This window comes from Sporomusa intestinalis, assembly GCF_055383785.1.
In genome coordinates this window covers 2837453-2852421 of the sequence record NZ_AP042390.1, presented here as the reverse complement: position 1 = coordinate 2852421, position 14969 = coordinate 2837453, and the positions used below count along the sequence as shown (strand labels likewise).

General features: G+C 51.4%; 14 protein-coding genes and 1 other annotated feature. All 14 genes read left to right on the top strand.

The annotated features are described in order from the left end of the window. Positions 1-344: 344 nt before the first annotated feature. Positions 345-1949 carry a peptide chain release factor 3 gene (locus ACZ481_RS13410; RefSeq protein ID WP_464765883.1) on the top strand — a complete coding sequence of 535 codons (1605 nt, stop codon included), beginning with the start codon at positions 345-347 and terminating at the stop codon, positions 1947-1949. 12 nt (positions 1950-1961) lie between these two features. Continuing rightward, entirely contained in the window at positions 1962-2288 is a 327-nt protein-coding gene (locus tag ACZ481_RS13405) for a GRAM domain-containing protein (protein ID WP_464765882.1), read from the top strand. Positions 2289-2366: 78 nt separating this feature from the next. After that, positions 2367-3272, top strand: a complete 906-nt coding sequence (ytxC, locus tag ACZ481_RS13400) for a sporulation protein YtxC (protein ID WP_464765881.1) — start codon at positions 2367-2369, stop codon at positions 3270-3272. A 333-nt stretch (positions 3273-3605) separates the two neighbouring features. Further along, positions 3606-5516, top strand: coding sequence for a threonine--tRNA ligase (thrS, locus tag ACZ481_RS13395; RefSeq protein WP_464765880.1), 1911 nt, complete (start codon positions 3606-3608; stop codon positions 5514-5516). Positions 5517-5579: 63 nt separating this feature from the next. After that, positions 5580-5710, top strand: a sequence feature (ribosomal protein L20 leader region). Positions 5711-5745: 35 nt separating this feature from the next. Continuing rightward, entirely contained in the window at positions 5746-6279 is a 534-nt protein-coding gene (gene infC / locus ACZ481_RS13390; RefSeq protein ID WP_464770631.1) for a translation initiation factor IF-3, read from the top strand. Positions 6280-6299: 20 nt separating this feature from the next. Further along, positions 6300-6497 (top strand): 50S ribosomal protein L35, encoded by a 198-nt coding sequence (rpmI, locus tag ACZ481_RS13385; protein WP_144350449.1) that lies wholly within the window; start codon positions 6300-6302, stop codon positions 6495-6497. Between the two features lie 37 nt (positions 6498-6534). Further along, complete coding sequence (gene rplT / locus ACZ481_RS13380) at positions 6535-6888, top strand: 50S ribosomal protein L20 (protein ID WP_144350448.1); 354 nt, start codon at positions 6535-6537, stop codon at positions 6886-6888. Positions 6889-7135: 247 nt separating this feature from the next. Then, positions 7136-7969, top strand: coding sequence for a class II fructose-bisphosphate aldolase (locus tag ACZ481_RS13375; RefSeq protein ID WP_464765879.1), 834 nt, complete (start codon positions 7136-7138; stop codon positions 7967-7969). A gap of 143 nt (positions 7970-8112) precedes the next feature. After that, positions 8113-9474 carry a TrkH family potassium uptake protein gene (locus ACZ481_RS13370; protein ID WP_464770630.1) on the top strand — a complete coding sequence of 454 codons (1362 nt, stop codon included), beginning with the start codon at positions 8113-8115 and terminating at the stop codon, positions 9472-9474. 12 nt (positions 9475-9486) lie between these two features. Then, a complete protein-coding gene (locus ACZ481_RS13365) occupies positions 9487-10149 on the top strand; it encodes a potassium channel family protein (RefSeq protein ID WP_464765878.1) in 663 nt (220 codons plus the stop codon). Next, positions 10146-10958, top strand: coding sequence for a TrmH family RNA methyltransferase (locus ACZ481_RS13360; RefSeq protein ID WP_464765877.1), 813 nt, complete (start codon positions 10146-10148; stop codon positions 10956-10958). Before ACZ481_RS13365 ends, ACZ481_RS13360 begins: the two co-directional genes overlap by 4 nt. 76 nt (positions 10959-11034) lie before the next feature. Beyond that, positions 11035-11124 (top strand): YqzL family protein, encoded by a 90-nt coding sequence (locus tag ACZ481_RS13355; protein ID WP_371369605.1) that lies wholly within the window; start codon positions 11035-11037, stop codon positions 11122-11124. 272 nt (positions 11125-11396) lie between these two features. Next, complete coding sequence (gene pheS, locus ACZ481_RS13350; protein WP_464765876.1) at positions 11397-12419, top strand: phenylalanine--tRNA ligase subunit alpha; 1023 nt, start codon at positions 11397-11399, stop codon at positions 12417-12419. Positions 12420-12439: 20 nt separating this feature from the next. Then, positions 12440-14869, top strand: coding sequence for a phenylalanine--tRNA ligase subunit beta (gene pheT, locus ACZ481_RS13345; RefSeq protein ID WP_464765875.1), 2430 nt, complete (start codon positions 12440-12442; stop codon positions 14867-14869). The last annotated feature ends 100 nt before the right edge of the window (positions 14870-14969 follow it).

The window sequence follows — 14969 nt, the reverse complement described above, 5'->3', positions numbered from 1 at the left end:
CTTTGGGAATACCGCTGAGAATACCGTCGGGATATAAGGTCATAGAGACGTTTCTGTTGGTGGGGAGCAGGAAAACGCTCATTTTTGCTTCCCGCCATTGAAAAAGCATCCAAGGTCTTGGCAGCAAGGCTTTGGATGCTTAGCTTTGTATTGAGGCCAGCTTCCTTGCCAATCTATTGGAGCCATAGCGGCTGCTGTTGCGCTACGCCAGCCTTACCTAACGGGGCGGGGAGGCAAGGTGAGCCCCTGCGGCAATGCGGGCGTGGATTGACTACTGTTAATGAATGGTGTATATTAAATTATTGCATTATAATTCTATTCATACAATTTTTTAGGAGGCAATCATGTCGAACCTTGCTCCCGAAACCAATAAACGACGCACCTTTGCCATTATATCTCACCCTGATGCCGGGAAAACCACCTTAACGGAAAAGTTATTGCTTTATGGCGGCGCCATTCGCCTGGCCGGTTCGGTTAAGGCCAGGAAAGCCCAAAAACATGCGGTTTCCGACTGGATGGAGATTGAGAAACAGCGCGGCATCTCGGTAACCTCCAGTGTGCTGCAATTTGATTATGACGGTTACCGGGTCAATATTCTGGATACCCCGGGCCACCAGGATTTCAGTGAAGATACATACCGGACGCTCATGGCTGCCGACAGCGCCGTCATGCTGATTGACGTGGCCAAAGGCGTTGAGGACCAGACGAAAAAACTGTTTCAGGTTTGTAAGCAGCGGGGGATACCGGTATTTACCTTTGTCAACAAGCTGGACCGCTATGGCCGTAATCCGTTTGAGCTGATGGAAGAGCTCGAAAATGTTCTCGGTATCCGTGCGTATCCGATGAACTGGCCGATTGGCATTGACGGTAAATACAGTGGTATTTATGTCCGTAAGCAGGCCAAGATTGAATTGTTTGAGCGGGGCGGCGTACATGGCCAGTGGGCTTTGCCCTCTAAGCAGGGCAGTGTGGACGACCCAGATTTTAAAGAAATGCTGGGGGCCGAGATCCACCAGGCGTTATGCGATGATATCGAGCTGCTGGACATGGCCGGCGAGCCGTTTGATTTCGACAAGGTAGCCAAAGGCGAACTGACGCCGATGTTTTTTGGCAGTGCTATGACTAATTTCGGTGTCCAGTTGTTTCTGGAAGATTTTTTAGAGCTGGCGCCGCCGCCGATGCCGCGCATATCTACAGCCGGTTTGATCCATCCTAGTGATGAAATGTTTTCCGCCTTCGTATTTAAGATTCAGGCCAATATGAATCCGGCCCATCGCGACAGGCTGGCGTTTATGCGGATCTGCTCAGGCAAGTTTGAACGGGGGATGACGGTTCATCACGCCCAGTCAGGCAAGCCGGTTAAGCTGGCTCAGCCGCAGCAGTTTTTAGCCCAGGAGCGGACGATTATTGAGGAGGCCTACCCGGGCGATATTATCGGCCTGTTTGATCCGGGTATTTTTGGGATTGGCGATACCCTGTGCCAGGAGGGAGTCCAGTTTACTTTTCAGGACTTTCCCGTGTTTCCGCCGGAGCAGTTTGCCCGCATTCAGGCCAAGGATACCATGAAACGCAAGCAGTTTGTCAAAGGAATGACCCAGCTGACCCAGGAAGGGGCGGTCCAGGTTTTTCGCCAGCCCGAATACGGCGTGGAATCGTTTGTTATCGGTGTTGTCGGCGCGCTGCAGTTTGAGGTGCTCGAATACCGCCTGAAACACGAATATGGCGTTGATATCTTAATGAACCGCTTGCAGTATTCTGTCGCCAGATGGCTCAGCGGGGAAAATATCGATGTGAAGGCCATGAAAAATATGGATGCCGGTCTGTTGGTGCAGGATATCAAGGACAGGCCGGTGGCCCTGATTAGCAATGAATGGCAGCTCAGATGGGTAATGGAGCGTAATCCCGACATTCAATTCCTGGCCGTGCCTGAAGATGCGCGGCAGGTGTAAGGAGCTGGTTGTATGTACAGCTTTCCGCTGGCAGCGGATGAAAGCATTATTAAGAAGTGTCTTGCCAGTTATACCTGTGATAAAGATGTGTTAAACGGAGCCCTCTATCTGACAGATAGCCGGCTGGTGTTTGTCGGCTATTTGCTGAGTATTAACAACAAGTATATGGATGAGGTGCCTTTGGCGCACATCAAGGCCCTGGCGGCAGACAGGACTTTTTATATTATCCCTAATGCGCTTAAGGTCATTACCCGGCAGGATAAGGTGATTAAATACATCGTGCAGGATCGCAATCAGTGGCTTGACGCCATTACCAGGCAAATGGAAATGGCAAAATAAACTAAAAAACACTTCTTGCCCTTCATTGTATGCAAATGTGCTGTGGCACATATACTATATGAGAAGGGAGTGAGGGTGGTGAAGTTACTTTCGATTGGCCTGAACGGCACAACCGGGGAAATAAGGGAAAAACTGGAATGCGACTGTAAAACGCTGACCCAAGAAGGCTTCCGCGTAGTTATAGAAGAACTTGACCGGGGCGGTTATAAATTTTTGGGTTTAAATATCAGTGACGGTGAGCTTTCTTTTCGTAATTATGAGCGGATTAAAAACGTGTTAAAGACCAGTGTCTCGCAGATACTTGCCAACTGGATCATTAGCACGGAGGAAAACAAACTGATCAATAAAATTGTTACCAGCAACTACTGTTATTTCAATCAGGATGAACGGGCAATCGTTGAGTCGAATACCGTAAGGGCGCTTAAGGCTACGCCGGCGGCCCGCTATGATTTGATCCTGGGCCGTATTCTGGATTATCTGGATAATCATCATGAACTGGTGCTTGACGGTTTTTTGAACTTCCGGCTGAAAGACTATCGTTTGCAACTGGTTGAAGTAATCGACAAAGTGGTGGACGATTTTATGATGGACCTGGAATATAAGGAGTTTATCAGGGTTCTGCGTTACTTTGTGGATGTGCAGGAGCCGCGGGTGGAGGAGGCTCATGTGGTTATCACGGGGGCCGGCCTGTTTCAGATTTATGATGCCCACCGCAAAATAATAAAAAATCAGTATTTGGATAATATCCTGCAGCCGCCGCTTAGTGCCGACAGCCCCGGCTGCCTTAATTACGAGGATCTGTTAATCAGCGCCCTGATCACGATTGCGCCGCATAATATTATGGTCCATAGCACCTGCCGGGCCCGCGATGAGGAAGTGCTGGAGACGATCAAAAGCGTATTTGACGGCCGGGTAGTCTTATGTGACGGCTGCGAACTGTGTGTAGCCGATTTTGCCGGCAGTTCTACCCATACGGAGTTATAGCCTTGACTTTTCTCTTGTATTTGTATATAATTTTACTAATTTAACACTAATATTAATAGTAATGCCGGGGACAAGATAAGCTTTGAAAGGCGGCACAGAGAAAAGATGTCACAGGCTGCAAGCATCTTTACGCAAACCAGACGTTTATTACCACCCCGAAACTGCTCAGCTGAACTGGCGCAAGACTAAGCTGAGCCGGGGCTATTCCCCGTTACCGGAATTCTGAGCTGGCGACGCTGTTCGCCAAGCAGGGTGGAACCACGGGTATACAACTCTCGTCCCTACAGGGATGAGAGTTTTTTATTTTCCAGTATTTTTTAGGAGGTTGCTGACATGAGCAAGATAAAAATGACCCTGAAAGATGGCGCGGTACGCGAAGTGGAGCAAGGGGCAACACTGGCGGAAGCAGCCGCGGCAATTAGCCGCAACCTGGCCAAAGCGGCCCTGGTCGCCAAGGTGGACGGCCAAGTAACAGATTTGACGGCAAGACTGGACAGGGATGCGGCTGTTGAATTCCTGACTTTTGAAGATAATGAAGGCAAAGATGCCCTGCGCCATACCTCTTCCCATATTCTCGCTCAGGCGGTTAAACGCCTGTACGGCGATGTGAAGATCGGCATTGGCCCGGCGATTGCCAATGGTTTTTATTATGATTTTGACACTGACCATGTTTTCACGCCGGAGGATTTAGGCAAAATTCAAAGCGAGATGGAAAAGATCGTAAAGGAAAACCTGCCCCTGGAACGCCGGGTTGTCAGCCGGGAAGAAGCGCTGGCCCTGTTTGGGGAGCAGGGCGAGGTGTATAAGCAGGAGCTGATCCGTGATTTGCCGGCCGATGCCCAGATCTCGCTCTATCAGCAGGGTGAATTTGTGGATTTGTGCGCCGGCCCCCATGTCCAGGCCACCGGGCGGGTCAAAGCCATTAAGCTGCAAAGCATTGCCGGCGCGTATTGGCGCGGGGATGAGAAGCGGAAGATGCTGCAGCGCATCTATGGCACTGCCTTTGAGAAGCAAGCGGATTTGGACGCCTATCTGACAATGATGGAAGAGGCTGCCAAGCGCGACCACCGCAAGCTAGGGCGCGAGCTGGACTTGTTCAGCATCCAGGAAGAGGGCCCGGGGTTTCCCTTCTTTCATCCGAAGGGTATGGTTATCCGGAATGAGCTGGAGACTTTTTGGCGCAAGCTGCATGTGAAATACGGGTATCATGAAATCAAAACGCCGATTATTCTTCATCAGAAACTCTGGCAGCAGTCGGGCCACTGGGATCACTACCGCCAGAATATGTATTTCACTACAATTGACGACGAAGGCTATGCGGTTAAGCCGATGAACTGTCCGGGGGGCATTCTGGTATATCGCAGCCAGCACCATAGTTACCGTGATTTTCCCTTGCGCACCTGTGAGCTGGGGCTGGTCCACCGGCATGAGATTTCCGGGGCCTTGCACGGGTTGATGCGGGTCCGCAGCTTTACCCAGGACGATTCGCATATCTTTATGCTGCCGTCCCAGATTAAGCCGGAGATTAAAAAGGTTATCGAGCTTTTCAATACGGTGTACAGTGTGTTTGGGCTTTCCTATCACGCCGAGCTCAGCACCAGGCCGGAAAAGGCCATGGGGTCGGAAGAGATTTGGGAAACGGCCACAACGGCGCTGCAGGAAGCGCTGGAAGAGCTGAATATGGCTTATAAGATCAATCCGGGGGACGGTGCCTTTTACGGCCCCAAAATTGACTTCCATCTTCAGGATTCTATCGGCCGTACCTGGCAGTGCGGGACGATTCAGCTGGATATGATGATGCCGGAAAAATTTGATTTAACCTATGTCGGCGAAGACGGCCAGAAACACCGGCCGGTAATGATCCACCGGGTAGCCTACGGCAGTATTGAACGGTTTATCGGGATTTTGATCGAGCATTATGCCGGCGCGTTCCCGCTTTGGCTGGCGCCGGTGCAGGTCAAGGTCCTGCCGATCAGTGAGCGCCACGCCGCGTTTGCCGGCGACATCGCGCAGGCAATGCGCGACCGGGACATCCGGGTGGAAGTCGACGACCGCAATGAAAAGATCGGGTACAAAATCCGGGAAGCCCAGCTGGAGAAGGTTCCGTATATGCTGGTTGTGGGTGACAAAGAAGCCGAAACGCGCAGCGTGTCTGTCCGCAAACGCGGCCAGGGGGATATCGGCGCGATGCCGCTGGCCAGCTTTATCCCGGCCGTAATTGACGAAATTACTAATAAAAGCTAAAAAAAGAAAAAACAGCTTGACTTCACAGTTTATTAATGCTAATATAATCAAGTAAATTAAATCGTTAGGAAGTAGAAGCCATCCGCTTCTCACCTTACAGCGCCACAGGGCAGCTAGTAGGGTTACATCAGGCAAATTATTATTTGATTGTGCTGTTGCGCGGGTGGTTATGCCATCCGCTTTTTTGTTGAAAAATTTACGTTGAAAAATTACCAGGAGGTGAGCGGCAATTAGCAAAGACAGTTTAAAGATCAATGAGGAAATTCGGGCGCGGGATGTTCGGGTAGTCAGCAGTACTAATGAGCAGCTGGGGATTATGTCGCTAAGAGACGCGCTGCGTTTAGCCGGGGAACAGAATCTTGATTTAGTGGAGGTAGCGCCAACGGCGAAGCCGCCGGTATGCCGGATCATGGATTTTGGCAAGTTCCGGTATGAACAGCAAAAACGCGACAAGGAAGTCAAAAAGAAGCAAAAAGTAGTATCGCTTAAAGAGGTTAAACTCCGCCCTAATATTGAGGATCATGATTTTAATGTCAAGCTCAAGAATGCCCAGCGCTTTTTAGAAGACGGCGATAAGGTCAAGGTCACGATCATGTTCCGAGGCCGGGAGCTTTCTCATCCTGAGCTTGGCAAGCAGGTGCTGGTGCGAATGGCTAGTTTGCTTAAGGAAATGGCCAATATCGAACGCGAGGCTAAGCTTGAAGGCAAAAATATGATTATGATTGTTGCTCCAAAACCCAACAATACACAAGCCAGCACATAATAGAAAGGGGAAATCCAACTATGCCAAAAATGAAAACCCGCAGAAGCGCAGCTAAACGCTTCAAAATAACCGGCAGCGGTGAATTTAAACGTGCCAAAGCCTTTAAAAGCCACATCCTTGAAAAAAAATCTCCGGCCCGCAAACGCAATCTGCGTAAAGCGGCTATGGTTAGTAAATCTGACCATGAGCGCGTAGTAAAAATGCTGCCTTACGCCTAAACGTATAAATTTATAAGTACATCAGGAGGTATGTGTCATGCCAAGAGTTAAAAAAGGCGTTACTGCACATAGACGTCATAAAAAAATTCTTAAATTAGCGAAAGGTTACCGCGGTTCCAAGAGCAAGCTGTTTAAAAAAGCAAATGAAACCGTAATGAAAGCCTTGTACTATGCGCGCCGCGACCGCCGCGCCAAAAAAGGCGACTTCCGCAAACTGTGGATTACCCGGATTAATGCTGCCGCCCGCATCAACGGGATCTCCTACAGCCAGCTTATCAACGGGCTTAAAAAAGCCGGCGTGGAAGTCAACCGGAAAATGCTGGCCGATCTGGCGGTTAATGACAGCGCCGCTTTTGGCAAGCTGGTAGGTACGGCAAGAGAGCAGCTGTAATAAGCAACTCCCGGAAATATCCGGGAGTTTTTTTATGCCATTATGCATAAGATATATAAATATTGGAATTAATACTAATTAAATCCAGCAAAAACAAATACTGAAAAATTTGATTTTTTTAAATGTTACTATAATTGGGAGGTTTTTTTTGGTTAGCAGCGAATAAAATAGTATAACCGGATTCACTGGAAGTTAATACTGACTTACTATAACAAAAAAGGAGGAGTTAACCTTGGCCCTGGTAACAATGAAAGAATTACTTCAGGATGCGAAAAAGAGGAAGTATGCAGTAGGCGGTTTTAACGTATTTAATTTTGAAACGTTAGGCGCTGTTATTGAGGTGGCAGAAGAATTAAAAACTCCCCTGGTGCTTGGAATTCCCGAGCGTTTGTTTAAATTTGTCGATGTAGAAACGCTTAGCGCAGCAATGATCAGAGGTGCTCAGAAAACCACCGTGCCGGTTGCGCTCCACCTTGACCATGGTTATACTTACGAAGGGGTAATGAAAGCAATTCGCTGGGGATTTACTTCCGTCATGTTTGATGGTTCCGCTTTGTCTTTCGAGGACAACTTAAAACGCACCAAGGAAATTACCCGCATAGCCCATTCTCTCGGTGTTTCAGTCGAGGGTGAATTGGGCTATATTAGTTATTACGACCAGGTAAAAGATATCAATGAAGAAAATATGGTAAAACCGGACGACGCCCACCGCTTTGTGGAAAAAACCAGGGTGGATGCCTTAGCGGTAGCGGTAGGCACCAATCACGGCACGTACCGCGGCGGTCCTAAGCTTAATTTTTCCCGTTTAGCCGAGCTTAATCATACGGTAAACGTGCCGCTTGTCATGCACGGCGGGTCAAAACTCAGCCGGGAGGATTATCAAAGCTCCATCCAGTCAGGCATTACGAAAATTAATATTGCCACAGATATGTCGATGGCTGCCGGCGAAACGCTCAAGGCTGAGCTTGCCAAAAATCAGTCGGCAAACTATATTCAACTCATGTCAATGGTAAAAAAAGGAGTTAAGGATTCAGTCCGCAGATATATGTTATCCTTTGACTGCATCTCGAAAGCGATATAGACAACAAGGGCTGAACCCCCCGGATCCATCCAAGTGGCCGGGGGTTTTTTATTTGTTGGTGCCCCCCGTTACCGCTTGTACACGGTTCTAAATTTGGTTATAATCATTAGATACACATAGTTTCGAGGTGGGATATCTTGGATGTGAAAATCACCAACCTGCTTGATATTGCCCAGTGGAAGCTTACCCCGTATCAGATTCTTGTGATCGGGTTTGCCGGGCTGATTGCAGGGGGGACAGTCCTGTTAATGCTGCCTGCGACAGCGGAGACCGGTAGGGGCTTACCCTTTATTGACGCCCTGTTTACCGCAACATCGGCTGTCTGCGTAACCGGGCTGGCAGTGGTTGATACAGGCACGCATTTTTCGCTGTTCGGCCAGCTCGTCCTTATCAGTCTGGTGCAGGCCGGCGGTCTGGGCATCATGGCCATGTCCACGCTGATGGCCATGCTGATTGGCAAACGGATCAACCTGAGGCAGCGGCTGGTGATGCAGGAGGCCCTGAATCATCTGACTGTGGCCGGCGTGGTGCGGTTAACCCAGTATATTATTAAAGTAACGCTGCTGATTGAGTTTATCGGCGGCACCATCCTGGCCTGCTGGTGGTACCGGGATTTTGGGGTGAAAGGTATTTATTATGGCTACTGGCATGCTGTTTCCTCCTTCTGCAACGCTGGTTTTGATTTGTTTGGCGGCATTCACGGCCAGTTTTCCAGTGCCACCGGCTATGTGGAGGATATTGTCGTTAATCTTGTGATCTCCGTCCTGATTATTTTAGGCGGAATCGGGTTCACCGTCATTGCCGATGTCTGGACAAACCGGCATTTTTCCCTGTTTACGCTGCATACAAAAGTGGTTTTGGTTACGACCTTATGGCTTACTGTTTTTGGCGCGGCCGTTATTTTTCTGCTGGAATACGACAACCCCGGCACCCTGGGGCAATTGTCCTGGCAGGGGAAATTGATGGCCAGCTATTTCCACTCTGTTACCCCCCGCAGCGCCGGCTGGAATACGGTCGATGTGAGCAGCCTTACTGATGCCACCTTGTTTTTTTTGATGCTGCTGATGTTTATCGGCGCTTCGCCGGCTTCCACCGGCGGCGGCATAAAAACCACCACGGCCGCGGTTATGGCGGCGGCCGTCAGGGCGCTGATCAGAGGGCGAACCGATGCGGAACTGTATGAAAGAAGAATCTCCCCGGCCATTATATATAAAGCCTTTTCCCTGCTGCTGATTTCGGCGCTGCTGGTTGTTTTCGTGACGATGATGCTGAGTATTACGGAAGAACAGCCTTTTATCAAGCTGTTATTTGAGGCAACCTCCGCTTTCGGGACAGTAGGTTTGACAACAGGCATTACACCGGAGCTGACAGTGGCCGGTAAGTTTTGGCTGATTTTAACGATGTTTGCCGGGCGGGTCGGGCCTGTCACCCTGGCGCTGGCCCTGGCCCTAAGAACCCGTAAAGGGAATTTACAGTACCCTGAAGGTAAAGTCATTATCGGCTAGGAGCGTGTTAGCATGAAGAAAAAAAACAAACAATTTGCGGTAATAGGTTTAGGCCGGTTTGGCACCAGTGTGGCCACTACGCTGTATACACTCGGGTATGAAGTCCTGGCGATTGATGCCGACGAGGACCGGATTCAGAAATTCAGTGAAGAGGTAACCCATGTAGTGCAGGCCGACACGACTGACGAAAACTCGCTCAAAGCCTTGGGTATCCGGAATTTTGACGTGGTTGTCGTCGCCATTGGCGAAGATGTGCAGGCTAATGTTTTGACGACCCTCCTGCTTAAGGACCTTGGCGTGAAGCACATCGTTGCCAAGGCCCGCAATGAACTGCATGGCAAAATGCTGGCCAAAATTGGGGCCGACCGGGTTGTTTACCCGGAGCGTGACATGGGGCAGCGGGTGGCTCATAACCTGGTATCGACAAATGTGCTGGAGTATATTGAGTTATCGCCTGATTTGAGTATTGTGGAAATTACGGCTCCCCGGGCGTTAGTCGGCCAGACCCTGGCCCAGGCCAATCTGCGGGCGAAGTATGAGGTTAATGTGGTGGCGATCAAGCGGGGGGCGGAGCTTATGGTGCCGCCCCAGCCTGATGAAAACATCCTGCCTGGCGATATTATCATCTTTGTCGGGCAAACCAAAGGCATCCAGAAACTGGAGGAATTGGAATGAACCCGGTCATTGTCAGCCCGAACAACAAATTAATTAAAGAGGTTGCCTCCCTTAAACACAAAAAATACCGGGATGAGCTGGGCCTGTTTGTGGCGGAGGGGGTCCGGCTTGTCGAGGAATGCGCCGCCTCGGCCTGGCCTGTTCATGTATGTATTTATACAGAAGCCGCCGCGGCCCGCGACCGGGCAAGACGGGTGCTTGACAGGCTGGCGGCGGCCCGGTGCCGGCTGGTGGCAGTGCCGGAAACGGTTTACAACAAATTATCCGATACGGAGCAGCCCCAGGGCATTATGGCCGTGTTGAAAAAACAGCAGGCCTCGCTGGCGCAAATGACGGCGCCTGGCGGAAAAGTTCCGTTGCTGGTAGTTCTGGACGGGATTCAGGACCCCGGCAATGCCGGTACTATTATTCGCACCGCCGATGCCGCCGGCTGTACGGGGGTGATTACGCTCAAGGGCGCAACCGATATTTACGCCGGCAAAACCGTGCGGGCGGCCATGGGGTCCCTGTTTCACCTGCCCGTATGGGAGGGGGCGGCCGCGGGCGAACTCATTACCGCGCTGAAAGCGGCGAATATCGGCATACTGGCTACGGCGCTGGAGAAAGCCGCTACCTATTATCAGGCCGACCTGAAGCAGCCTGTCGCTGTCATTTTAGGCAACGAGGGCCAGGGGGTTAGCCGGGAGCTGATTGACAAAGCCGATGGCTGCCTTACGATCCCGCTGGTGGGGGAGGCCGAGTCGCTGAATGTGGCGGTAGCTGCCGGGGTCATATTGTACGAAGCCGTAAGGCAGCGGGCAACCTTGTAATTTGCAGGCTCCTATGATATAATACGTTTAGCAATGACGGAAATTGCCATTACAGGCAGAGAGGTAGGGTCCGACGATGATGACCGCCGAATTCTTCTGGAGAATGTTCGAAGCTACCGGTTCCATTGCTGCGTATTTGTGGTATAAACGGCTCATGATGCAGTAAACTGAATAGTTGGATTCTGTTGTGTGCAATGAGGAAGAGAGTATGTTAGTCACGTTTCTACAGGGAGGATGCCGCCAAAGATTGAGAGCGGCGCCGAAACAGCTGGCAGAAGTTCACTTCCGAGCATCCCGGCTGAAGGGGTTTGCCTGTGTAGGCCAGGGCGTTTTTTCCGCGTTACAGGGAACTGAGTATAATTAGGGTGGTACCGCGAAATCAAGACTTTCGCCCCTTGTGGGGAGAAAGTCTTTTTATTTTATCCTTAGGAGGCATGTATGGAACAAGAGCTTAAGGCATTAAGAGAGACGGCGCTGCAGGAGCTGGCAGCGGCTGCCGGTAAAGAAGCGCTGAATGAGCTGAAGGTTAAGTATCTGGGAAAAAAAGGGCTGCTGACAGGGGTGTTGCGCGGCCTGGGGGCATTAAGCCCGGAAGAGCGGCCGCGAGCCGGGCAGGTTGTCAATGAGGTCAGAAATGAAATCGAGCAAATTATTGCCGCTAAGCTTGAGGCTGTCAAACAGGCCGAGGTTGCCCGGAAGCTTGCTTCGGAAACAATTGATGTGACGCTGCCGGGCCGGCAGGCTGAACTGGGGCATTTGCACCCGCTGACACTGACGCTGAATCGCATTAAGGATACGTTTATGCGCTTAGGGTTTGAGATTGCCGAGGGTCCGGAAGTGGAAACAGACTATCATAGTTTTGAAGCGTTAAATCTGCCCAAGGACCACCCGGCCCGGGATATGCAGGATACCTTTTATATCACACAGGAAATTTTGCTCAGACCCCATACCTCGCCGGTGCAGATCCGGACAATGCAGGCGTCGGAGCCCAATCAGCCCATTCGCATCATTGCCCCCGGCAAGGTATACCGCCGGGATTACGATGCCACTCATTCGCCCATGTTCCAGCAGGTGGAAGGACTGGTCGTCGATCAGGGAATCAGCTTTGCCGACTTAAAGGGCACATTGGAGCTCTTTTCCAAAGAGATATTTGGCAATAGCGTCAACGTCAGATTCCGTCCCAGTTTTTTCCCGTTTACCGAGCCCAGCGCCGAGGTCGATATCTCCTGTGTTATGTGTGCCGGCAAAGGGTGCCGGGTCTGTTCCGGCACAGGCTGGCTGGAGATACTGGGGTCCGGGATGGTTCATCCCCGGGTTCTGGAAATGAGCCGCTTTGATCCTGGCCAGGTCAGCGGGTTTGCCTTTGGCATGGGGGTTGAGCGTATTGCCATGCTGACCTACGGCATTGATGATCTAAGACTGTTTTTTGATAACGATATACGGTTTTTACGCCAGTTTTAACATAATAAAGGGGGAAGGTTATGAGAGCGTCATTTAAATGGCTCCAAGATTATGTGGAAATAAATGAAACCCCGGAAAAGCTTGCCGATAAGCTGACAATGGCCGGAATTTCGGTGGCGGCGGTGGAGTCGCTGGGGCAGAATATAACCGGTGTGGTTACCGGTAAGGTGCTGGAGATTGGCCCCCATCCGGACGCGGATAAACTGTCCGTATGCAAGGTTGATGTCGGCACAGAGCTGCTTACCATTGTTACCGGTGCAACCAATGTCCGGCCGGGAGCGATTGTGCCTGTGGCCACCGTGGGCGCCCTGCTGCCTAACGGGATGAGTATTCAGCCCACTACCTTGCGGGGCATTGTGTCTTACGGGATGTTGTGCTCAACCGAGGAGCTCAATATTGACAGCAAACTGGTATCCCCGGAAGCCCGGAAAGGGATTTACCTCCTGCCGGCCGATACGGCTGTCGGTATCGATATCCGCCCGGCCCTGGGGCTTGATGATGTTGTGCTGGAATTTGAAATCACTGCCAACAGGGCGGACTGCTTCAGTGTTATCGGCATCGCCCGGGAGATTGCGGCCTTAACCGGGGCTGCATTGAAAAAGCCAATGCTTGCCTTAAAAGAAGCAGGAGCAGAGAAGGCCAACAGCTTAACCAATATCCGGATCGACGACTCCAGCCTCTGCCCCAGGTTTGCGGCCCGGATTTTAACCGACATCAGGGTTGGTCCCTCGCCGTCCTGGCTGCAGCAGCGTTTACAGGCCGCGGGGATGCGCCCGATTAATAATGTGGTTGACGTGACCAACTTCGTTATGCTGGAATTAGGCCAGCCTATGCATGCTTATGACTATAACCTGCTGGCCCGTCACAGTCTGGTCGTCCGGAAAGCCAATCCAGGTGAAAAACTGACTACGCTGGACGGTATTAAACGGGAGCTTGCGCCGGATATGCTGGTGATTGCCGATGCCGTTCAGGCGGTGGGCATTGCCGGGGTTATGGGCGGGCTGGCCACGGAGGTAACGGCCAATACGCACAACGTATTATTGGAAGCCGCCGCTTTTAACGGCGTCAGTATTCGCCGGACCTCGCGCGCCCTCGGGCTGCGTTCCGAGGCCTCAGGCCGGTTTGAGCGGGGTGTGGATACGGCCGCTATCATCATGGCCCTGGACCGGGCGGCCAAATTACTGGAAGATATGGGGGCCTGCAAGGTATGTCCGGGTATTGTTGATGTATACCCTGACATGCAGTTGCCGAAGCAGATCGTCTTCACGGCGGCGCAAATAAATAACCATCTGGGCACAGCGATTCCCGGCAGCACAATGAAAAGCATCCTGAGCCGGCTAGGGTTCAGCCTTGATGCCGGTGAAGACAAGATTACCGCAACCGTACCTTCCTGGCGCGGCGATGTTACCCTGCCGGCTGATATCAGCGAGGAGATTGTCCGGATATACGGCTATAACAATGTGCCTTCCACCACCCCGGCCGGCACTATGGCCCAGGGGAAGCAGAGCCATTCCCAGAATATCGTCGATAAGATAAAAGAGGTGCTGACCGGCTGTGGCTTTGCCGAAATCGTATCGCTCAGTTTTACTCATCCCGGCGCCTTTGATAAGCTTAATATTCCGGCCGCCAGTCCGCTGCGTTCGGCCATCGAGGTCCTTAACCCCATTACTGACGATTTTCCTATTTTGCGCACCACCTTGCTGGGCGGGGTAATGGATACTATCGTTCGCAACCTGGCCCGGAAAAATGAGGATCTTACCATTTATGAGATTGGCGCCGTATATCTGCCGGCGCAGCTGCCGCTCCGGCAACTGCCGCAGGAGCCGCTCATGTTATGCGGGGCGATGCTGGGCAAACGTCATGGCCTGGCCTGGAACCAGACCCGGGATATGATCGATTTTTATGATGCCAAAGGCACTGTAGAGGCTGTGCTGGCAGGCTTGAGGATTGACGGCTGCCAGGTTGAGGCGGCCCTAAACCCTTCCCTGCATCCGGGCAAAACCGCCATTATAAAAAAAGACGGCGATGTCTTAGGGTACGTGGGCGAAGTACATCCGGAAGTGCTTAACGCTTATGAAATCAGCCGGAAGGTGTATTTGTTCGAGCTGTCCGTGGAAGCCCTCATTCAACATGCGGTTACTACCCCCGGTTATCAGGCGCTGCCAAAATTCCCGGCCATTACCCGCGATCTGGCCCTGGTGCTGCCTGAGACAACCCCGGCCGGGGCTGTCACCGAGGCCATCATGGACAAGGGCGGTCCTTTGTTGAGCACTGTGCAGCTGTTTGATGTATATACCGGGCAGCAGGTGGCGGCAGGCTCGCGCAGCCTGGCTTTCTCGCTTACTTTCCGGGCTCATGACCGGACACTGACTGATGCCGAAATTGATGAATACTACCAAAATACCATTGAATATCTGGAAGAGACATTTTCCGCAAAACTCAGGGTGTAAGCCGGAAAGTGTCTCTCCGAAAAAAACAAAAAAATCTTTACCTCGCCTCCCGTTTATGTTAAACTGTTAACCAGGATGGACACATTTTGTAAATGTCTGC